The following is a 20,257-nucleotide window of genomic DNA, read 5'->3' as shown; positions in this document are numbered from 1 at the left end:
AATGCGCCCAGCCGAACCGGTCACAGGCTTGATTCTTTCCGGCGGCGGAGCGCGAGCGGCCTATCAGGTGGGGGTACTGGCGGCGATTGCCGAGCTGTTGCCGCCCGGGGCGCCCAATCCGTTTCCGGTGATCGTCGGCACCTCGGCCGGGGCGATCAATGCCGTGAGCCTGGCCAGTGGTGCGATGGATTTTCGCGCGGCGATCCAACGGCTTACGGCGTTCTGGCAGGGTATTGGCAGCCATCAGGTGGTGCGCAGCGACTGGCCCGGAGTGCTTCGCCAGGCCAGTCGGTTTTTCATCCACAGCCTGCTCGGCATTGGACGGCAATTTCCGGTGGCGCTGCTCGACAGCTTGCCTCTGCGCGATTTGCTGCAGGACAAACTGCACTTGCCGGGTATCGATGAGGCGATCCGCAACCAGCACCTGCATGCCGTCGCGGTCACAGCCTTTGGCTATGAATCCGGGCAGGCGGTGACCTTCTATCAGGGCGGCGGCACCATTGAGGCCTGGTTGCGCCATCGGCGCACCGGCGTCCCCACGCAACTGACCGTCGAGCACCTGCTGGCAAGCTCCGCGATCCCCTTGCTGTTCGCTCCGGTAAAGCTCGACGAGGAATACTTCGGCGACGGCGCGGTGCGTCAATCCGCCCCGATCAGTCCGGCGCTGCACCTGGGCGCCAGTCGGGTGCTGGTGGTCGGTGTCAGCGGCAATCCACGCAGTCATGAACCGTCGATGCCGCGCAGCTTTACCGGCCAGCAACCTACCCTGGCGCAGATCGGCGGGCATATGCTCAACAGCACGTTCATCGACAGCCTGGAGAGCGATATCGAGCTGCTGGAGCGTCTGAACACGTTCAGCCATTGCGCGCCCGGTGTTGCGGCGGTGGATGTGCTGGTGATCGCGCCCAGCCAGCCGCTCGATGAAATTGCCGCACGGCATCGCCAGGAGTTGCCGGCGGCGCTGCGGGTGTTTTTGAAGGGGCCGGGGGCGACGAAGACGAGCGGGGCGGGGGTGTTGAGTTACTTGTTGTTCGAGGCGGGGTATTGCGGCGAGTTGATTGAGTTGGGCAGGCGCGATGCATTGGCCAAGCGCGAGGAAATCACGCGCTTTCTCGGCCTGCCCTCAATCAGCGCTTAGAAGTGGTATTTGACCAAAAAGCTCGCCGTGTCCTGGGTGGTCTTGAACGCGCCGGAATCTTCGATCCCGTACTTGTTCTTCCAGTAGTCATACTCGAAACCGACGTATAGCTGTTTCTCGCCCCAATGCAGCGCCTTGCCCAGGTCGTATTTAACCTGCGGGTTGAAGTGCAGGTTGGCGTGGTAAGTGCCACGGGCGTTACGGTCGTTGTCCACCACCCAGTCGATGAAACCATCGATCAGGATGTTCGAATTGCCCACCGGCAGGGTGTAGGCCCACACCGGCGTGATCTGCCACACACCGTCGCCCGGGCGATTGCCTTCGGTCTGGCGCTGGTAGAAGTTCAGCTGGAAATAGTCAAAACCGGGGATGTTCAAATCAAAGGCCGGGCCGAGCAGGTAGGACTCGTTATCGCCTTCGCCGAACTCGTAGGTGAAGGCGAGCAACACGTCCTTGATCGGGCCGAGCGACAGGTCCTTGTCCAGAATTTTGCCGAATGACAGGCGCGGGCTGAACTCGCCGTAGTACGTGTTCGGGCCGACGTTGCCGTCTTCCTTGCCGTTGTAGAAGATGCGATCAAGGAAAAAGAAGTTGTCGCCGTACTTCCAGGCGTCGGCATGTTCGAAGGTCACGGTTTGCTGGATCTGCGGATTGACCGTAAAGTTTTTGCCCCACAGGTACGTCAGGCTGTTGTTCTGCCACTGCAGCAAATCATCGGCCACGGCCTGGCCGCCGGCCAGCAGGGATCCTGCCAGCATCAGGCCTTTGAACATAGGTTTCATTCGGTGCTCCCGAGTTTAAGGTGGTGTTTTTCTTCTCATGGCGCTCTGGTGTGGCGCCTTTGGGTTCGCTGAAAAAAATCGTCTGATCGGTCAGCTTTGATACTGATAGCAAGAGCCGCGCCAAGGCAGGCAGCGGCAATCAATTCGAGCGGGCGCGGAGAATACTGACTCCAGCACGCCGGCTCAAGTGCGCCGTTGCGGCGCACGGGTCACGCACTGCGCTTCATGAGCGAACACATCACTTTTCCCTGTGGAAGGGAGCAAGCCCCCCTTCCACAATTGGATGTGCGTCAGCCCGTCAGTTGATGTGCGCGCCCTGGTTGATCCAAGTGCCGATCAAGTCCCGCTCCTGCTGGGTCATCTGGGTAATGTTGCCCAGCGGCATGATCGGGCTGGCAATGGCCTGTGCCTGGATGCGCGCGGCCTGCTGCTGGATCTGCGCCGGGGTGTCGAACATCACGCCGGCCGGCGCGGTGCTGAACAACGGGCTGGTAGGCTTGGCCGAATGGCACACGGTGCAGCGCTGTTCGATCACGCTGTGCACCTGGCCGAAATCGATGGCGGCCTGGGCCGGTGTGGGGTCGGCAGGCGGTGCGGCGGGAGCGGCGGGTTTCAAGCCGCCCCCCAGCGCGGTTTCCGGCAACGGCTGGTACTCGATGGCGGCCGGCGCCTTGGCCACATCCACCGGCTGCCTGGGCCCGGTCACGTACGCCAGGCAAATCATCGCCAAGGCGCCCACTGGTAAGGTCCATGCGTACTTCTGGCTGTTGTGCCGGGTGTTGAAGTAATGCCGCACCAGCACCGCCACCACCGCGATGCCCGCCAGTATCAGCCAGTTGTATTGGCTGCCGTAGGTACTCGGGAAGTGGTTGCTGATCATGATGAACAGCACCGGCAAGGTGAAGTAGTTATTGTGGCGTGAACGCAGCAAGCCCTTGGCCGGCAGCGAAGGATCCGGCGTGCGGTTTTCCGCGATGGCCGCCACCAGCGCACGCTGGGCCGGCATGATGATGCGGAACACGTTGCCCACCATGATCGTGCCGATCACCGCACCCACGTGCAGGTAGGCGCCACGGCCGCTGAACACCCTGCTGAAGCCGTAGGCTGCGGCAATCAACAGCACGAACAGGATCAGGCCGAGCAGGGCGGGACGCTTGCCCAGGGCCGAGTCGCAGAGAAACGAGTAGATGAACCAGCCTGCAAACAGCGAGCCGATGCCCAGCAACACGCCTTCGGTGCCGCTGAGGCTGCTGCCCGGGGCCAGCAGGTACAAGGTGGGGTTCCAGTAGAACACCACGCACAGCAACGCAACGCCCGACATCCAGGTGAAGTAGGCCTCCCATTTGAACCAGTGCAGGTTGTCCGGCATGGTCGGCGGGGCCAGTTTGTATTTTTCCAGGTGATAGATGCCGCCGCCGTGGATCGCCCACAAGTCGCCGGCCAGACCGCTTTTGGGGTTGACGCGGTTGAGGTTGTTTTCCAGCCAGACAAAGTAGAAAGAAGCGCCGATCCAGGCGACGCCGGTGATCATGTGAACCCAGCGCACGCTGAGGTTCAGCCATTCCAACAGATGTGCTTCCACAGTCTTTACCTCTCGCCTGTCACCCTTGTTGTCGGGTGATCCGGCCTTCTCTTATTGGTGGGGGGCGAGGATCAACCGCTCATCCTCTTTGAAAAAATGCTCATCGCAGTTATTACCTGTGCCACTGCGATCAACCACCAGGAAGTCATCCCGCTTTTCGATCGTCAGCACCGGGTGGTGCCAGACGCCGCGATGGTAATTGATGCCCTGCCTGCCGTTGGTGACGAAGGCGCGGACCAAGCCTGATACCGGTGCATCGCCAAGTGGCGCGACCACGATCAGAAAGGGGTTGCCGAGCAGCGGAATGAAAGCCTGGCTGCCCAGCGGGTGTCGTTCCAGCATGCACACGGTCATGGGCATGTGCTGCGCGTCGGCGCGGAAGATGCTGATGATGGCGTGGTCTTCAGGCTGGGCGGTTTCTACCGTTGCCAGCTTGTGAAAGCGCATGGTCGACCCGTTGTTGATCATGAAGTGATCGCTGCCGTCGGTTTCGATCACGTCACCGAAAGGGGCGAAGGCTTCTTTGGTCAGGGGTTCGATCATCAGTGTGCGCATGGCTGTCTCTTATCCGGATTCTGTGTTGTTGGTTCTGGCGCTATCGCGGGCAAGCCCGGCTCCCACAGTTGCAATGCATTCCCCTGTGGGAGCTGGCTTGCCTGCGATGGGGTCACCGCTTACTTGGCGACCTTGCCCAGCACGCGCAGGCGACTCACCCCACCATCCGGGAACACGTTCAGGCGGATATGGGTAATCGGCCCCAGCGCCTTGATCTGCTCGGCAAACGTATGCTCGGCGTGCATTTCCAGCTTCTGCGCCGGCAGCAGTTCGCGCCAGAACAGCGACTGGGTTTCGATCTGACTGTCAGTGCCGCCTTTCACGAAAGCACCCTGGATCGAGCAGGTGTCCGGGTAGTTGCCCTTGAAGTGCAGGGTGTCGACGACGATTTTTTCGACCACGCCGGCATGGCCCAGGGCGACGATCACCCAGTCATTGCCGGGCGTGCGGCGACGCGCGGTTTCCCAGCCATCGCCCATGTTGACGCCACGGCCCGGGTTGAGGATGTTGCTCATGCGTCCGAAATGTTCATCGGAGCAGGCCAGCGCACGACCGCCATTCAAGGCCGCGGCCAGGTCGAGCTGTTCGTTGTCGCCCACCGCCGACCAGTCGCGGAACGGCACGCCGTACACCCGCAGACGGGCCACGCCGCCATCCGGGTAGATATTGAAGCGCAGATGGCTGAACGCCTGGTCGTTGTTGATCTCGTGGAAGTGATGGCTGTTGCCCTGCAGCTCGACGGCCGACAGCACTTCAACCCACTGAGTGTTGTCATCCGGCTCGCCGCTTGCCAGGAAGCACGCTTCGAGGGACGCCGACGGCGGGTAGTTGCCGGTGAAGAATGAGGTGTCGATGTCCACGCCCTTGATCGAGCCGGGCACGCCCAACTGAATTACCGCGCTGTCGTAGCCTTCGAAGCGCTTGCGGCGCGATTCCCAGCCGTCCATCCACTTGCCATTGTCATCGAACACGCCTTCCTTCCACACGGCCGGAGTCGGTTGGAACAGGCGGTTGGCGTCGGCGAACCAGTCATCTGTCACGGAGATGATCTTGGTGCCCAGGCGGGCATCGGCCAGGTTGACGAACTTCTCGAAAGGTGCGGCGTAAGCTTTCATTCTTCTTGTCTGCCTTGAGTTGAGTGGCTGGGGCGGGTCTTCAGAGGGTGAGTAAACGGAAAAACGCGATCTTGTTGATCTCGTCCAGTGCGCATTTGAATTCGGTGTCGACCGAATGATGAATGCGCGTTTCGAACGCCGCGAGGATCTGGTGCCGGTTGCTGCCCTTTACCGCCATGATGAAGGAAAATTTGAATTTGGCCTTGTAGGCGTCGTTCAGTTCGGTGAAGCGCAAAAACTCTTCGGCCGTGCACTGGTGAATACCCGCGCCCGCTTGTTCATGGGTGCTGGCCTGGGTCAGTTGGCCCTGGACGGCGGCACGGCCTGCCAGGTCCGGGTGAGCATTGATCAGGGCCAACTGGCTTTGATGATCAGCGCTCAACAGGATATCGCTCATGCGCTGGTGCAGGGTTTCGATCTGGTCGATGGAAACATCCTGGCCCAGGTCGTAGGCCTTTTCGGCTACCCATGGTGAGTGTTCGTAAATATCGGCAAAGGCCTGGACGAAGGCGTCGCGGCTCAGGGTCGAAGGTTTCAGGGTTTGGAACGCAGTCATTTCGCCGCTCCCGTGCAGGGGTGGGTTTGGTGCCAGTGTCGCGCGATATCGACGCGACGGGTGAACCACACCTGTTCATGGCCTTTGGCGTACTCAATGAAGCGCTTGAGCGAGGCCAGGCGTGCCGGGCGGCCTATCAGGCGGCAATGCAGGCCGATCGAAAGCATCTTCGGTGCCTCGGCGCCTTCGGCGTAGAGCACGTCGAAGGCGTCCTTGAGGTATTCGAAAAAGTCATCGCCCTTGTTGAACCCTTGCACCTGGGTGAAGCGCATGTCGTTGGTGTCGAGGGTGTAGGGGATCACCAGGTGCGGTTTACCGTTGGGGGTGTTCGGTTCCCAGTAGGGCAGGTCATCGTCGTAGGTGTCGCAGTCGTACAGGAAACCGCCTTCTTCCATCACCAGCCGCCGGGTATTGGGGCCGGTACGGCCGGTGTACCAGCCCAGCGGTCGTTCGCCGGTCAGCTCGGTAAGGATGCGGATCGCCTCGCGCATGTGCTCGCGCTCCTGGGCCTCGTCCATGTACTGATAGTCGATCCAGCGGTAGCCGTGGCTGCAGATTTCGTGGCCGGCGTCGACCATCGCACGGATCACGTCCGGGTGGCGCTGGGCGGCCATGGCCACGGCGAAGACGGTCAGCGGGATATCGAACTGCTGGAACAACTTGAGGATGCGCCATACGCCGGCACGGCTGCCGTATTCGTACAGCGACTCCATGCTCATGTTGCGCGCGCCCTGCAGCGGCTGGGCCGAGACCATCTCCGAAAGGAAGGCTTCGGACTCTTTATCGCCGTGCAGAAGGTTGCGCTCGCCACCTTCTTCGTAGTTGAGCACGAACGACAGCGCGATACGTGCCTCGCCCGGCCAATGGGGGTGAGGCGGGTTACTGCCGTAACCGATCAGGTCGCGTGGGTAGTCAGCGCTCACTGCAGTCTTCCTTCTTTGTGCGTGGTAGCAGGTGTGTGGCGGCCAGGGCCGTGAAAACGCGGGCGGCGTCACGGCAATGAGTGATTGTATACAACTTGCCGCGAAATTTGTAAGCCTGCGTTTCTGCATTTTTTCCTGGGTAAATCACTGCAAGAAACTTGCCTGACTGGTCAGCTAATCCACAAAAATGTTAGGGCAGAAGAGCGCTTGCTGGCGAAGATCTCCACTGCGCCACTTTTAAACTGAAAGAGCGCATTATCGTTGAGGTTTTTCGCGAGCAAGCTCGCTGCTGCAAGGGGGCGGCGCGTGTTGAAATTATTGTGTACAGTTTTTTTAAAAAGTGTCTTAATCGGTCATCGCCGACTTTTTGCTGCCCTGAAAAAGTGCGGCCCCTTCTTTCACTGACTTCGGGAGGCGCACACCGCCATGGGACGCTTGACCACGCACGTTTTGGACGCCGCACACGGCTGCCCCGGCAGCCATATTCAGGTCGAGCTGTACCGCGTCGAGGGTGCGCAACTGGTGCGGGTGGCCACGGCGCTGACCAACAGCGACGGACGTTGCGACGCGCCACTGCTGCAGGGCGACGACTATCGCAGCGGCGTGTACCAGTTGCAGTTCAGTGCCGGCGATTACTATCGCGCACGGGGTGTGCAGTTGCCCGAGCCGGCTTTTCTGGATGTGGTGGTGCTACGTTTTGGTATCAGTGCCGAACAGGATCACTACCATGTTCCCTTGTTGATTTCGCCTTACAGCTACTCCACCTATCGCGGCAGCTGAGCCCCACGCCTGGTTATTTAATTAACGCCTGAACCCCTTGCTGGCTATCTACCCTGCTTTTTTCAAGCAAAAAAGTGGATGTAGATATGGAATCCGGACATCAGGTAGCGGCCGACGAGCACACGCCACGGCAACGAGGGGGCGAGCAAGGCAGCAGCCTGATGCTTGACCATCTCATGGCCATCCCCAGATCCAGCCGGCAGCTCAATGAGCTTTACCTGGCCAACTCCCGTTGCGAGCGTCATATCCATTTGCTGCAGCAGGCGCAGCGGGTGTCGCCGAGGATCAGCCGGCTGATCCGCCAGACCCTGCGCGACACATTCCAAATGGACCCCGACGCCTTGCTGCTCAATGTGCCGCTGTCTCCCGATGCGCCCCGGTGGAACCGCAATTTGACCGATACGGTGATGAGGCTGCTGGCTGAGCGTGCGTGCATCAGCAAGGGCCGATTGAGCGAGCAGGCGTGCCAGGCCAGGCAACTGGCCGATGATGTTCTGGGGCGTGTACTGGATGTGGATCTGCTGAAGCGCATCGAATCCTCGGTGCCGGCCGCGTGGCAAGCGCTGTCCAGCAGCGGCTTCATTTCCCGCAGGGACCGCTGGTGCGAGTTGCATGGGTTGTTCATCGCTGACCAGGCTGTGCTGGTGCATGGCTTGAATCAGTTATCCGATGCTGGATTGGCGATGATCATGGCGATGGTTGAAGCGCCGACCCCTGTGCAGCGCGCACGCGCAGGCGGCGAATGGGCCCATTTACGCGTTGCACAGGTCGTCTGTCCGGGCCAGTTGCAGGGCTCGATTCCCTTCAGTGGTGCCCTGCATCTTTACTACGACAAGGCGCAGGACGATGCGCGCCAGGTGCTGTTTTTGCCGGGCCTGACGCCGGTGTTTTACGAGTTCGAAACACGGGCGCAGTGGCAACAGCAATTTCCCGCGCTGGTGAGTGCTCATGTGCAGACATTGTGGCCGCTGCTGGCGCTGCGCAGGCGCCATGAGCTGCCCGATGTGACGGCATCGTCATTGCTGCCTTTCGTGGCGGGGCAGGTGGGCCCGTTGATCGTCGAAGACGCCATCAAGCACAGCGCCACGGCACTTTTGGACGTGCAATGGGATAACGAACTGGCGACCTTGATGGATATCAACATCGCGTTTCTGTTTCCCGGCAATGCGATCAAGGGGGCTTATATGAGCCCCTCGCAGCGGTTGCTGGTGGTGGAGCGAGGGCGCAGCCAGATCGGCGTCACCCCCGGCTTGAAGTCGGCGCTGGCACAGCTACTGGTGCTGGATCAAAAACAGCGACATCTGGAAATCAGCTTCGCCAGCCTCTCCAGGCATCTGCCATTGCGCATCCGTGAAATGAAGCAGCGCCTGTATGAAAGAGCATTGGGGGCCTTGCTCGACCCGCACAAACCCGAGGTGCAAAACGCGGACTATGTGGCCTTCACCGCCGAGCACAGTCAATGGCTGGCGTTGCGTGCCCAGGGATCGGCCTTGCTTGAAGGCAGCGAGGACCGCCTGCATGACCAGGCATTCTGGAACGGTGATGGCGCCGACCAGGCGAGCCTTCAACGGCGTCTGCTATCGATCCGGGGCGCCGCGCTCATCAAAGAGGCCCAACTGCAGTATCGATTGCAGTTCATCGACAAAATGCTGCTGGATTGGCTCAGCCTGCTGGTTGATAAACCCCTGCAATGGCGCAATTGCGGCTTCAGGGTGCTGTCGATCACCGTGGGCGCCGAGAGGCAGCCGCGCTACCGATTGCAGGCTGCGTTCGTGCTGGCCAGTGATGCGGTTCCCTCAACCATAAACACCCGTCAGGCGGTCGTGCTTTACGTACCCGGGGTGGCAGGCGGAATGCAGCGGTTCAGGACCCTGGCGCTATTGGAGCGCTGCGTGCAGGCCAGTTTCAAATCCGCCGAACCAGGGGGGCTGTGGCAATGCATCGGGCGCAGCGAGCGTAACGCTGCGCGAGCCTGGGCCCGAGGGCTCAAGGCAGACGAGCCGGTGGTGCTGACCTTTGAAGACATTGAAGGCGAGGTGTTGCTGAGCGGATTGAATGAACAGATCAACGGTTTCACTGATGCCCGGCAGAAAGTGCAGCAGGGCGCGCAGGTATTTACCGAGATCACAGACGCTGCCCTGGCGACAACCTTGTTGTCGGCCGAGTTCGTGCAAAGCCTGCAGGTGCCGGCCAGCGAGGCCAGGGAGGTGGCGTTGGCCCAAGTGCAGACGGTGATGATCGCCGCAGGGCTCGCAACCAAACTGCCGGCGTGGCATACCCGTTTGCCGGCGTCCAAGCGCAGAAGCTACCAGCGGCACATGCGTCATCAGCACCGCAGTGAACTCAATTTGCAGCGTTACCTGGTCACCCAACTGGGGGACGTGGAAACCTTCGCTCGTCCCTTGCTGACCCGCCAGTTGACCGCCGACGGTTTTTATCCCGAATTGGATATCGACAAACCCCTGTTCGACATTCCAGATGATGTGAGCAGCATGTGGGCCAGTCATCCTGAGCGCACTGCAGGTGAGTCGGGTCCTAAAATCGTGGTCAGCAAGGAGCGCAGCACGTTCAGCTTTATGCAGCTTGCATTGAGCAACCTCGACCCGCAGGCACCCTGGACGCGGTGGCGGCTGAATCACACGCGCTACCTCGATCCGGCCTGGCGCACGCGTTTGAACGTGGACTACCTGATCAAGACGATTTCGGCGTTGGACATAGGGGGGCAGTATGATCGCAAGGTGCTCAGCGTTTGCTACGGTGAGGGCGATGTCGAGGCGACTGCGCGCACCGCGCCGCTGCTGCACGAACTGCTGCGCAGGCCTGTTCAGCGGCAAACCAGGCTGGATCTGATCCGTGCCGAACACCTGAACCTGAGCGAATATGGCGTGCTGCTGTTCAAGCGCGCGGTGAAGGCGAAAAAGGCTTTGCGTTTGTGTTTCCTGAGGCTTGAGGCGCTGACCGTACCATGGGCGCGGCATGTTGCCGGGATTGTGGTGATTCAGGACCGCGAGGGTGAGCAATGCCTTCTTTATTGGCCAGGCCAGTCCGATTACCCGGTGTTGTCGGAATACCCCAACCGCGACGCGCTGCTGGCAGCGCTGATGATGCACCTGCAGCCACGGGAAAAAGCCGTCGAGCTGGCCAGACACATCGCGCCCGATTCCGAGTTCAAGGCACTTGCCGGTTATCCGGGCGGGCTCACGCCGGTGGTTGAGCCGCAGGGACGCTGGCGCAGCACACTGGAGCAGCTGAACCTCTTTGCACTGCACTCGTTTGAGGGCGCGCGCGCAGTGTTATCGGCCAGGCGTCTCTACCGATGGTTTGAATCGCACCGCGTGTTTCCGGCGACGGCATTGTCCGAAATTCAGGCGGAGATCCTTGAACAGCAGAAGGTTGCACCCTCTGGATGGCTGGCGCTGACCGAAACCGACGCCGGCAATATGGTGGGCGCGTTGGCGCACGCGCAGGTCATGCAGGTGCAGCGCCAGGGCCGTGCAGAATCCAATGCTCAGGCCTATCTGGACGCTTATCGTGAGTGGCGATTGGGCGAGCAGGCAGATCGCAGGGTCAGAGGTTTTTTGTCGCTGATACCCTTCGTGTCCATCGGCGTGCTGTCCTACGAAGCGCTACTCGCCGCTCGGCGTCTTTATCACAGTGGCACTGCCGAAAATGCGTTGGACTTGGTGATTGCCCTGCATCAAGTCCTCCTGGAAATGGCCATGACGTTCATGTCCGCAAAGTCTGCGCAGCCGGGCAAGGTCGGGGCACAGGCCTCTGCAAGTTTGCTGAACAAGGGCCTCAGGCAGTTGCGACGCCATCATCGACGCCAGGGTGAAGGGGCCATGCGACGGCCCTCGTCACCCATGACCGGCAAAGGGTTGGAGCCTTACAGGATTTCCGGTGCCGTCAGCGATGCAATCGAGCTGAAAAGGCCACACCATAAAGGCTCGCTGATCAAAAACGCAGAACAGTTTGTGGTCGACGCCAAGGGCGCGCGTTACGGTGTGTATCAGCGTAAAGGGGAGCAACAGCTTCGCTTGAAAAACAGGCAAACCCCTGGGGAGAACGAGCTGTTTTTGTTCATTGAGGAACCACGGGAATGGTTGTTGGGGGCTGATGCCCCGGAGCCGACGCCCGGTCCAAGTTCCCGCAGCACTCCTCTTTGGCAAACGCCGCCCACCTCGCTGGCGACTCCCGTCAGTTGGAGCGCGCCACCCGCCGCTTCGGCCATACAGCTGGCCAGAAGGGCGCGACACCCGACGAGTGCCTGGCGCGAATGGGGTCGAGTGCTCGATGTGGATAACGCAACGCCGGTATCCCCAGGCAGCAAACTCTACAACGTCCAGGGTGCTGCCAATCCGAGCCTGAAGATAGGCGAGCGTTTTTATGAAACCCTTCCGTCCGGTTCACAGGCCCACCCCAATGTGCTGTTCATCAATCCGCCGGGATCACTTTTTGACAGTGTAGAGGGTGTTGGTTTGCGCCTGGGCGATACGACCGTTGCGCAACCGGTACTGTTTACCTTCAGCGAAGACTTGCGGTGGACCTCGCGGGCACCGCTGTTCAGTGAGCCGTTGTCCACGTCCATAAAAACCGGTTTTCCGGACATGACGAATTTCAGCGCTCAACAGGCAGCCTACAGGCTGGTGGAATTGGCCGATTCAGGCCGTCAGCCCCTGACGACCACGCGCTTGTTGAACATACGCGCCGCGCTGGACAGGTGGACGCCCGCGGCTGCGGGGCTCATGGCCCAGACTGATGATTTACTGAAAATGCTTCGACCAATGCGTCCGCGGCGCATGAGCAGTCTGTACGTTGGGGTGGACGGTGAGGCTGGCGGTTTTGAGCGCATTGATTTTTACCTGCCCCAGGCCCTCGATGCATCGTTGTTCAGCAAGCCAAAAGGCCGGAGCACCCTCACACTTGGGCGCTCCAATGCGTCGGCAGACGCGGCCAAGCGCGTTCTGCAGAGCATGGGCTTTCAGGTTGAGCCTCTGGACTTCACCTATACGCCTAAATTTCCCCAGTTGCTGGCTACACACCCCTCATCCACACACCTGTACTACATCGTACCCAAATGGATGGATGCCAGGACCCTGACCATGAAGTACGGTAGAGAACGATTACTCTCCGATGCCTGGTTGCAGGACAAGAGCGCTATATACCCCCGCCTGCTAAGGCCGGTCATGGCGGCTTTGAAAGAGGGGCGCCTGGTCAAATTGTTTGCGGGTATTCAAAGTACTTACCCGGCTACTGTGTATTTCCTGCGGCCGGCAGATCTGTGATGAGTCTGCCGCCACCTGCAAGCGGCGGCTACCGACTGATCAACGAGGCCGCGCCAGCGCATGAAAACAGGGCGGCACTGACTTTGTTGAACCAGCTCTGGCCGGCACCGCTGCGCAGGTAGCGCGCCGCGCCATGGGCGCCCAGGCCGTAGGCCAGCTTGCATAGCAGGTCGAGTACTGTCCAGGTCGCGATCATGATCAGCAGTTGCGGCAGGAACGATTGCTGAGCGCTGAGAAACTGCGGCAGGAAAGCGGCGAAAAACAGGATGTCCTTGGGGTTGCTCGCGCCCAGCACGAAGGCGCGGCCAAACAACGCACGAAAGCGCGGCACGGCCGGCGCCTGTGGCACATTGGCCGCCTGGGCCGGCAGGCGCGACTGCTGCCAGCTTTGCCAGGCGAGGTAGAACAGGTACAGCGCACCGACGATTTTCAGCGCGTTGAACACCTGCTCCGACGCCAATAACAACGCGCCCAGGCCCAGCGCCGAAGCACTCAACAGGCAGATCGAAGCGAACACCCCGCCGAGAAACGCCGGGTACGAGCGCCGCAAGCCGTAGTTGAGGCTGTTGCTGATCATCAGCAGCGACAGCGGGCCTGGAATCAGGATCACGATCAAGGCGGCGCCGCTGAACAGCAGCCAGGTTTCAAGCGTCATTTCGTTGCTCCAGAGTTTGGCGACTACACGTTTTCATAACCACACGAACTTGGCGATAAAGATCGCACACAGCACCCACAGGCTGACCGAAATCTCCCGGGACTTGCCGGTGCCGGCCTTGAGCGCCACGTACGTAATAAAACCCAGGGCAATCCCGTCGGCAACCGAAAACGTCAGCGGCATCATGATCGCGGTGACAATCGCCGGAATGCTGTCGGTGGCCTCGTCCCAATTGATATGGGCCATGCTCCCCATCATCAGCATCGCCACGTAGATCAGCGCGCCGGCGGTGGCATACGCCGGGATCATGCCCGCCAATGGCGCAAAAAACATCGCCGCCACGAACAGGATACCCACGGTCACCGCCGTCAGCCCGGTGCGCCCGCCCGCCGCGACGCCCGCAGCGCTTTCCACATAACTGGTGACCGGCGGCACGCCGACCATGGCGCCGAACACGCTGGATGCGCTGTCGGCCTTCAGGGCGCGGGACAGGTTGTCGATCCTGCCGTCGGCTTTCACCAGGCCTGCCCGTTGCGCAACGCCCATCAGTGTACCGGCAGTGTCGAACATGTGTACAAACAGAAAGGCAAATACCACGCTGATCATGCTCACATTGAACACACCCATCACGTCCATTGCCATCCAGGTCGGTGCCAGGCTTGGTGGGGCGGCGAGAATGCCGTTGTAGTGCACCAGGCCCAGGCCCCAGCCGGCCAGGGTTACGGCGATGATGCTGATCAGGATCGCGCCGAACACCCGGTGATAGCTCAGGATCGCAATCAGCAGGAAGCACACCGCCGCCAGCAGCGGCGCCGGCTCATGCAGCGAGCCGAGTCTGATCAGGGTGGCCGGGCTGTCGACGATAATGCCAGCGGTTTTCAGGCCGATCACCCCGAGGAACAGGCCAACTCCAGCGCCCATCGCGTGGCGCAGGCTCACTGGAATGCTGTTGAGCAGCCATTCCCGGATGCGCGACAAGGTGAGAATCATGAACAGCACGCCGGAAACGAACACCGCGCCGAGTGCGGTTTCCCAGCTGTAGCCCATGGTACCGACCACGGTGTAGGTGAAGAACGCATTGAGCCCCATGCCGGGCGCCAGGCCCACTGGCCAGTTGGCGTACAGGCCCATCAGCAGGCAGCCCAGCGCGGCGGCGATGCAGGTGGCGACGAAGGCCGCGCCGTGATCGATGCCGGCGTCGGCCATGATGTTGGGGTTGACGAAGATAATGTAGGCCATGGTGATGAAGGTGGTCAGGCCGGCGAGCAATTCGGTCTTCACCGTGGTGCGATGCGCGCGCAGTTTGAACAGGCGTTCCAGCAAGCCGCCTCGCGGCGCGGCGAGGTCGAGCGTAGAAGCGTCGGGTTTGCGGCTATCCACTGCGTGTACTCCTCAAGCGTTTTATTGTTATGTCCAGCGCTGCATGCCTGAAGGGGCTGGAGCGCTGTGAGGGAGTGACGAGTTTGTTGACCATTTAGTCAGGAACTCGCACGAAATGGATTATGCTTTTGTATACAAATAAAGCAAACAGTGTTTTCTATTTTGCGCTCGCCTGTCGGGTCCGGGGTTTATTCGTTCCGCCGTCTTGAAACAACTGCTCGACACCCGCACCTTGTTGGCGCCAGCATTGGCTCAGCACGCGTCATCGGCACAAGGGGAGTTCCATGTACAAGGTTTATGGCGATTACAAGTCGGGCAACTGCTACAAGGTCAAATTGATGCTCAGCCTGCTGGGCATCCCGTATCAATGGATCGATGTGGATATTCTCAACGGCGACACCGAGACCCCCGAATTTTTGGCGAAGAACCCCAATGGCAAGATTCCCGTGCTGGAACTCGAAGACGGCACCTGCCTGTGGGAATCCAACGCGATCCTCAACTTCCTTGCCGATGGCAGCGAGTTCCTGCCCAGCGAGCCGCGCCTGCGTACCCAGGTGTTGCAGTGGCAATTTTTCGAGCAGTACAGCCACGAGCCGTACATTGCGGTGGCGCGGTTTATCCAGTTTTACCTGGGGCTGCCCCAGGACCGTCAAGAGGAATACAAGAAGTTGCACAAAGGCGGGTACAAGGCGCTCAAGGTGATGGAACGCCAACTGCAACTGACGCCATACCTGGTGGGAGAGCAGTTCTCGATTGCCGATGTGGCGTTGTATGCCTACACCCACGTGGCCCATGAGGGCGGGTTTGAGCTGGACGCCTATCCGGGCGTGCAGGCTTGGCTGGCGCGCGTGGCCGGCCACCCCGGGCATGTGGCAATGCTGGATTGATCGATGCGCTCGTTCCTGCATTCAGTTCGAGCGTGATTCAGATAACTGGTCATGCAGCAGTTCGAAGCAGCGCTGTGCCGCCGGGCTTAATGCGATTCCTGTGCGGCTGATCAACCCGATCTCCCGGTTGACGCCGGGATGATCGATATCAACGCGCTGTAATCCCTCCAGGCTGTCCGCCGCCGACTCCGGCAACACGCTGATCCCCAACCCCTGGCGCACCAGTGCCAGCACCGTCGACATGTAGTTGGCCTCAATTCCCGCGTTCATCGTCAACCGCGTCTCATCGAACAGCCTGTCCACTTGCTCGCGCACGCTGCTGTCGCGCCCGGTGAGGATGATCGGGTGCTCCGCCAGTTGCGCCAGCGTCACCCGACGATGGCGACTGAGGCAGTGATCCAGCGGCACGAACGCGCACAGTCGGTCATTGAGCACTGGCACGAAATCCAGGCCATGGCTGAGCCTGGCGCGCACGCCGATACCGAAGTCCACCACGCCGGCGCGGACCTCGGCGTGAATGCGCTGGGCCACCAGGTCATGCAGGCGCACTTCAATGCCGGCGAAGCGCTCGCGAAACAGGCGCAGGGCCGGGGGCAGGGTATCGGCGCACACCGAGGGCAGGGCGGCGAGGGTGACCACGCCCCGGCGCAGCGCCGCGAGATCGCGCGAGCCGGTGACAATGTTGTCCAGATCCAGCAGCAGTTTTTCCATGGGAATACGCGCGTCCCGGCCCGCAGCGGTGAGGCTCAAGTGACGCGGGCTGCGGTCGAGGAGGGCGACACCCAGCCAGTCCTCCAGCTGTTGCACCTGCACGGTGAGGGCCGAGGGCGACAGGTTCAGTTCGTTGGCGGCCTTGACGAAGCTGCCCAGGCGCGCCACGGCGAGGAAGGCCTGGATATGCTGGACTGAGTTTTTCATTTTGTTTTTCCGAACATACGGGGCTGAATATTCCAATTTACAAAGGTAGGCGTGCTTTTGATACTCCGGGTAAAACAATAACCGGCCACCAAGGCCGCTCTGGAGTAACCCATGCTCGCCACCCTGGGTGTCATCACCATTCTGTGCCTGCTCGCTGCCGTCATGAGCAAACGCCTCTCGCCCCTTGTCGCCCTGATCGCATTGCCGATCCTCGCCGCGCTGCTCGGCGGGTTCGGTCTGCAAACCAGCGCTTTTATCATCACGGGTATCAAGAACGTCGCCCCCGTGGTGGGCATGTTTGTGTTCGCGATTCTGTTCTTCGGGATCATGACCGATGCCGGCATGCTCGACCCCATCATCGATCGCATCCTGCGCACGGTCGGCACGCGTCCTACGCGCATTGTGGTGGGCACCGCGACCCTGGCGCTGCTGGTGCATCTGGACGGCTCCGGCGCGGTGACGTTCCTGGTGACGGTGCCGGCAATGCTGCCGTTGTATACCCGCCTGGGCATCGACAAGCGCATCCTGGCGTGCGTATGCGCCATGGCCGCCGGTGTCAACTTTCTGCCCTGGACCGGCCCCGTGCTGCGCTCGTCGGCGGCGCTGCATGTGCCGGTGGCAGACCTGTTCCAGCCGCTGATCCCGGTGCAACTCGTCGGCCTGATGTTTGTGTTCGCCTGCGCCTGGTGGCTGGGCCGGCGTGAAGAAAAACGCCTGGGCCTGGGCGCCGGCTCCACTGTGGATGCGGTGCCGCAACGGGTGCTCAGCGACGACGACCTCAAGCTGCGCCGCCCCCGGCTGTTCTGGGTCAACCTGGTGCTGACCCTCGCGGTCATGGTTGTGATGATCGCCGGTTGGGTCGATCCGGTGGTGATGTTCATGCTCGGCACGGTGGTGGCGCTGTGTATCAACTACCCCAACGTCGATGCCCAGCGCGCGCGCATCGACGCACATGCCAAGACGGCCCTGACCATGGCCAGTATCCTGCTCGCCGCCGGGGTATTCACCGGCATCATGCAAGGCACCGGCATGCTCAAGGCGATTGCCGAAGTGGCGGTGGCGCAGATTCCGGCCGGTCACGGCAAGCTGATTCCAGCGGTGGTGGGCTTTATCTCCATGCCGTTGAGCATGCTGTTCGACCCCGACTCCTATTACTTCGGCGTGATGCCGGTGATCGCTGAAGTCGGCAAGGCTCTGGGCGTCGACCCGTTGCAAGTGGCCCAGGCCTCGTTGCTCGGCGTACACACCACCGGTTTTCCGGTGAGCCCGCTGACTCCGGCGACCTTCCTGCTGGTGGGCCTGTGCAAGATCGAACTGGCCGATCACCAGCGTTTCACCATTCCGTTTCTGTTTGCCGCGTCGGTGTTGATGACCCTGACCGCGTTGCTCCTGGGAGTTATCTGAGATGAAAACCTTGCGCATTGGCTCCGGCGCCGGCTATTCCGGCGACCGTATCGAACCGGCCGTGGAATTGGCCGAACAGGGCGATTTGGATTACCTGGTATTCGAATGCCTGGCCGAACGCACCATCGCCCTGGCTCAGCAGGCGCGCATCGATGACCCGGCGGGCGGTTACGACCCATTGTTGGCCGAACGCATGCGCCGAGTGTTGCCGTTTGTCGGCCATCACCGGGGCAAGCGCCGCCTGCGCGTGATCACCAACATGGGCGCGGCCAACCCAGTGTCGGCAGCCGCCGAAGTGCGGCGCATCGCCAGTGAGTTGGGCCTGAACTGCAAGGTCGTGGCCGTGGTGGGGGATGATGTACTTGCGCAACTGGGTCCCGAACATGTGCTGGATAACGGCCAGACACTCGGCTCGCTGGGAACGCGGCTGGTTTCGGCAAATGCCTACCTGGGCGTCGATGGCATTCTTGACGCCCTGCGCGAGGATGCTGATGTGGTGATCACCGGGCGGGTGGCCGACCCTTCGTTGTTTTTGGCGCCACAGATGTTTGAATTCGGCTGGGCAGCGAGCGATTGGACGCTGCTGGGGCGCGGCACCCTGGTCGGGCATCTGCTTGAATGTGCGGGGCAGGTCAGCGGTGGCTACTTCGCCGAGCCTGGTTTGAAGCATGTGGATGACTTGGCGCGGCTGGGCTTTCCGCTGGCCGAGATCGATGCGGACGGCGCCGCAGTGATCACCAAAGTGGCAGGCTCGGGTGGTCTCGTCAGCCCCGCCACTTGCACCGAACAGTTGATCTACGAAGTGCATGACCCGGCGGCGTATCTGACCCCGGACGTGACGGCGGACTTTTCCCGGGTGGCATTTACCCAAGAGGGCGCCGACCGCGTACGCGCCAAGGGGGCGGCGGGTCGGGCGCGGCCGGAGCAACTGAAAGTCAGCGTCGGTTATCTGGATGGCTGGATCGGCGAGGGGCAAATGTCCTACGGCGGGCCGGGAGCGGTTGCGCGCGCGCAATTGGCGCGGGACATCGTACTCAAGCGCCTGGCGTTGACGGGCGTAAAGCTGCAGGAGGTGCGCGCCGAGTTGATCGGCATGGACGCGCTGCACGGCCCGCGCAGCAGCGTCGAACCGTGGGAAGTACGCCTGCGCGTGGCGGCGCGCTGTGACGAGCGCAGCGACGCGGTGCGCATCGGCAATGAAGTGGAAACCCTTTACACCAACGGCCCGGCCGGCGGCGGCGGTGCGAGCAAAAGCGTACGCCAGGTGGTGGCGGTGGCCTCGTTGATGCTGCCCCGTGATCAGGTCAACGCGAGGATCCAAGCATGAAACTGCATGAACTGGCCCACGCCCGTACCGGGGACAAGGGCGACACGTCGAACATCTCGATCATTGCCTACCGCGCCGAGGATTACCCACTGTTGGCCGAACAGCTGACCGCCGAACGCGTGGCGCAGTTTTTCGAGGGTTTGCGCGAACCGGGCGCTGCGCCAGTGCGGCGCTATGAACTACCCAATGTGCAGGCGCTGAACTTCGTGCTGCCGGGAATTCTGCGTGGCGGCGTGACCCGTTCGCTGGCGCTGGACGCGCACGGCAAGTGCCTGGGTTCGGCGTTGTTGGAGCTAACAATATTTGAATGAAGGTGACCCAATCTTCGGACAGTGGCAAGCGGGCATGTTGTGGCGAGCGGGCTTGCCCCGCGTTGGGGTGCGAAGCGCCCCCAATCCAGCAAAACGCGGTGTACCTGATACGGCTCAGCGCCTGGTGTTGGGGCTGCTGCGCAGCCCAACGCAGGACAAGCCTGCTCGCCACAGGGATCGCAGGTCTGTCAGATAGAAGCAAACCGCTTGTCGAGGTAGTCGATGATCACCTTGGAGTCATACATCCAGGTGGTCTGACCATTCTCTTCGATGCGCAGGCACGGCACCTTGATCCTGCCGCCTTGCTCCAGCAGAGTCTGGCGGTCGTGTTCGTTGTTCTTCGCGTCCTTCAAGGCCACCGGCACATTGAGGCGGTGCAGGGTGCGACGGGTTTTCACGCAGAACGGGCAGGCGTGGAACTGGTACAGGGTCAGGTCCCTGGCCGCCGCATTCACCTTGGCCTGTTGCTCGGCGGGGCGCTGTTTCTTGCGCGGGCGGGTAACAAAGTCGCCCGCGATGATGAGTTGGCCCAGGCCCACTCGAAGTGCTTTGACGAACATGGCTGAAACCTCTTGCCCTAAACGTAAGGGGTGGCAGCTTACCTGAATTCTGCAGGCGAAAAAAAACCGGCGATGAACGCCGGCTTTTATCGAAGCAGC

At 61.2% G+C, this 20,257-nt stretch carries 17 protein-coding genes; 7 read left to right on the top strand and 10 right to left on the bottom strand.

The window, feature by feature from the left end:
- The first annotated feature begins 1 nt into the window (after position 1).
- A complete protein-coding gene (locus tag H045_RS12755; RefSeq protein ID WP_003236784.1) occupies positions 2-1,138 on the top strand; it encodes a patatin-like phospholipase family protein in 1,137 nt (378 codons plus the stop codon).
- Here the strand turns inward: H045_RS12755 and H045_RS12750 are convergent.
- The 6 genes from H045_RS12750 to puuE all read right to left on the bottom strand — a co-directional run bounded on the left by H045_RS12750 (position 1,135) and on the right by puuE (position 6,651).
- Positions 1,135-1,920 (bottom strand): outer membrane protein OmpK, encoded by a 786-nt coding sequence (locus H045_RS12750; RefSeq protein WP_015372569.1) that lies wholly within the window; start codon positions 1,918-1,920, stop codon positions 1,135-1,137. The two genes, H045_RS12755 and H045_RS12750, sit on opposite strands and share 4 nt — an antisense overlap.
- A gap of 298 nt (positions 1,921-2,218) precedes the next feature.
- Positions 2,219-3,502, bottom strand: a complete 1,284-nt coding sequence (locus H045_RS12745; RefSeq protein WP_015372568.1) for a urate hydroxylase PuuD — start codon at positions 3,500-3,502, stop codon at positions 2,219-2,221.
- Between the two features lie 51 nt (positions 3,503-3,553).
- A complete protein-coding gene (locus H045_RS12740) occupies positions 3,554-4,057 on the bottom strand; it encodes an ureidoglycolate lyase (protein WP_003236778.1) in 504 nt (167 codons plus the stop codon).
- A 119-nt stretch (positions 4,058-4,176) separates the two neighbouring features.
- The gene (gene alc, locus H045_RS12735) at positions 4,177-5,172 is read right to left on the bottom strand and encodes an allantoicase (RefSeq protein WP_003236776.1); all 996 of its coding nucleotides are present in this window, start codon (positions 5,170-5,172) and stop codon (positions 4,177-4,179) included.
- Between the two features lie 40 nt (positions 5,173-5,212).
- A complete protein-coding gene (gene uraD / locus H045_RS12730) occupies positions 5,213-5,728 on the bottom strand; it encodes a 2-oxo-4-hydroxy-4-carboxy-5-ureidoimidazoline decarboxylase (protein WP_015372567.1) in 516 nt (171 codons plus the stop codon).
- Positions 5,725-6,651, bottom strand: a complete 927-nt coding sequence (gene puuE, locus H045_RS12725; RefSeq protein WP_015372566.1) for an allantoinase PuuE — start codon at positions 6,649-6,651, stop codon at positions 5,725-5,727. Before puuE ends, uraD begins: the two co-directional genes overlap by 4 nt.
- Before the next feature lie 426 nt (positions 6,652-7,077).
- On the opposite strand from puuE, the gene uraH reads away from it, so the two are divergent.
- Positions 7,078-7,431, top strand: coding sequence for a hydroxyisourate hydrolase (gene uraH, locus H045_RS12720; protein ID WP_003236761.1), 354 nt, complete (start codon positions 7,078-7,080; stop codon positions 7,429-7,431).
- Positions 7,432-7,517: 86 nt separating this feature from the next.
- Positions 7,518-12,716 (top strand): dermonecrotic toxin domain-containing protein, encoded by a 5,199-nt coding sequence (locus H045_RS12715; protein WP_244159676.1) that lies wholly within the window; start codon positions 7,518-7,520, stop codon positions 12,714-12,716.
- Between the two features lie 28 nt (positions 12,717-12,744).
- Here H045_RS12715 and H045_RS12710 read toward each other — a convergent pair whose 3' ends face one another.
- Together H045_RS12710 and H045_RS12705 are read right to left on the bottom strand one after the other, a co-directional pair.
- Positions 12,745-13,371, bottom strand: coding sequence for a LysE family translocator (locus H045_RS12710; protein WP_015372564.1), 627 nt, complete (start codon positions 13,369-13,371; stop codon positions 12,745-12,747).
- Positions 13,372-13,404: 33 nt separating this feature from the next.
- The gene (locus H045_RS12705) at positions 13,405-14,751 is read right to left on the bottom strand and encodes an NCS2 family permease (RefSeq protein WP_041931508.1); all 1,347 of its coding nucleotides are present in this window, start codon (positions 14,749-14,751) and stop codon (positions 13,405-13,407) included.
- A 284-nt stretch (positions 14,752-15,035) separates the two neighbouring features.
- Here H045_RS12705 and H045_RS12700 point away from each other — a divergent pair, with 284 nt between their 5' ends.
- Positions 15,036-15,638: a glutathione S-transferase family protein gene (locus H045_RS12700; protein WP_003236752.1), complete on the top strand. Its 603-nt coding sequence runs from the start codon at positions 15,036-15,038 to the stop codon at positions 15,636-15,638.
- A 21-nt stretch (positions 15,639-15,659) separates the two neighbouring features.
- On the opposite strand, the gene H045_RS12695 is transcribed toward H045_RS12700, so the two are convergent.
- On the bottom strand, positions 15,660-16,556 hold the full coding sequence (locus H045_RS12695) for a LysR family transcriptional regulator (RefSeq protein WP_003236750.1): 897 nt from the start codon (positions 16,554-16,556) through the stop codon (positions 15,660-15,662).
- 111 nt (positions 16,557-16,667) lie between these two features.
- Here H045_RS12695 and H045_RS12690 point away from each other — a divergent pair, with 111 nt between their 5' ends.
- Genes H045_RS12690 through H045_RS12680 form a run of 3 tightly spaced genes read left to right on the top strand, consistent with a single transcriptional unit; the run spans position 16,668 to position 19,598 of the window.
- On the top strand, positions 16,668-17,960 hold the full coding sequence (locus H045_RS12690) for a CitMHS family transporter (protein ID WP_015372562.1): 1,293 nt from the start codon (positions 16,668-16,670) through the stop codon (positions 17,958-17,960).
- Position 17,961: 1 nt separating this feature from the next.
- Complete coding sequence (locus tag H045_RS12685; protein WP_015372561.1) at positions 17,962-19,287, top strand: acyclic terpene utilization AtuA family protein; 1,326 nt, start codon at positions 17,962-17,964, stop codon at positions 19,285-19,287.
- Positions 19,284-19,598: an AtuA-related protein gene (locus tag H045_RS12680; protein ID WP_003236742.1), complete on the top strand. Its 315-nt coding sequence runs from the start codon at positions 19,284-19,286 to the stop codon at positions 19,596-19,598. The genes H045_RS12685 and H045_RS12680 overlap by 4 nt, the downstream gene beginning before the upstream one ends.
- A gap of 188 nt (positions 19,599-19,786) precedes the next feature.
- Here H045_RS12680 and H045_RS12675 read toward each other — a convergent pair whose 3' ends face one another.
- Positions 19,787-20,158 (bottom strand): glutaredoxin family protein, encoded by a 372-nt coding sequence (locus H045_RS12675; RefSeq protein ID WP_003236740.1) that lies wholly within the window; start codon positions 20,156-20,158, stop codon positions 19,787-19,789.
- Positions 20,159-20,257: the final 99 nt, after the last annotated feature.

The organism is Pseudomonas poae RE*1-1-14 (genome assembly GCF_000336465.1).
GTDB lineage: Bacteria > Pseudomonadota > Gammaproteobacteria > Pseudomonadales > Pseudomonadaceae > Aquipseudomonas > Aquipseudomonas poae.
This window is presented reverse-complemented; position numbering and strand designations above follow the sequence as displayed.

Coding starts and splice junctions, on each gene's coding strand:
- H045_RS12710 (WP_015372564.1), bottom strand. CDS start 13,371: ATGACGCTTGAAACCTGGCTGCTGTTCAGCGGCGCCGCCTTGATCGTG.
- H045_RS12695 (WP_003236750.1), bottom strand. CDS start 16,556: ATGAAAAACTCAGTCCAGCATATCCAGGCCTTCCTCGCCGTGGCGCGC.
- H045_RS12685 (WP_015372561.1), top strand. CDS start 17,962: ATGAAAACCTTGCGCATTGGCTCCGGCGCCGGCTATTCCGGCGACCGT.
- alc (WP_003236776.1), bottom strand. CDS start 5,172: ATGAAAGCTTACGCCGCACCTTTCGAGAAGTTCGTCAACCTGGCCGAT.
- H045_RS12715 (WP_244159676.1), top strand. CDS start 7,518: ATGGAATCCGGACATCAGGTAGCGGCCGACGAGCACACGCCACGGCAA.
- H045_RS12750 (WP_015372569.1), bottom strand. CDS start 1,920: ATGAAACCTATGTTCAAAGGCCTGATGCTGGCAGGATCCCTGCTGGCC.
- uraD (WP_015372567.1), bottom strand. CDS start 5,728: ATGACTGCGTTCCAAACCCTGAAACCTTCGACCCTGAGCCGCGACGCC.
- uraH (WP_003236761.1), top strand. CDS start 7,078: ATGGGACGCTTGACCACGCACGTTTTGGACGCCGCACACGGCTGCCCC.
- H045_RS12700 (WP_003236752.1), top strand. CDS start 15,036: ATGTACAAGGTTTATGGCGATTACAAGTCGGGCAACTGCTACAAGGTC.
- H045_RS12755 (WP_003236784.1), top strand. CDS start 2: ATGCGCCCAGCCGAACCGGTCACAGGCTTGATTCTTTCCGGCGGCGGA.
- H045_RS12690 (WP_015372562.1), top strand. CDS start 16,668: ATGCTCGCCACCCTGGGTGTCATCACCATTCTGTGCCTGCTCGCTGCC.
- H045_RS12740 (WP_003236778.1), bottom strand. CDS start 4,057: ATGCGCACACTGATGATCGAACCCCTGACCAAAGAAGCCTTCGCCCCT.
- H045_RS12680 (WP_003236742.1), top strand. CDS start 19,284: ATGAAACTGCATGAACTGGCCCACGCCCGTACCGGGGACAAGGGCGAC.
- H045_RS12675 (WP_003236740.1), bottom strand. CDS start 20,158: ATGTTCGTCAAAGCACTTCGAGTGGGCCTGGGCCAACTCATCATCGCG.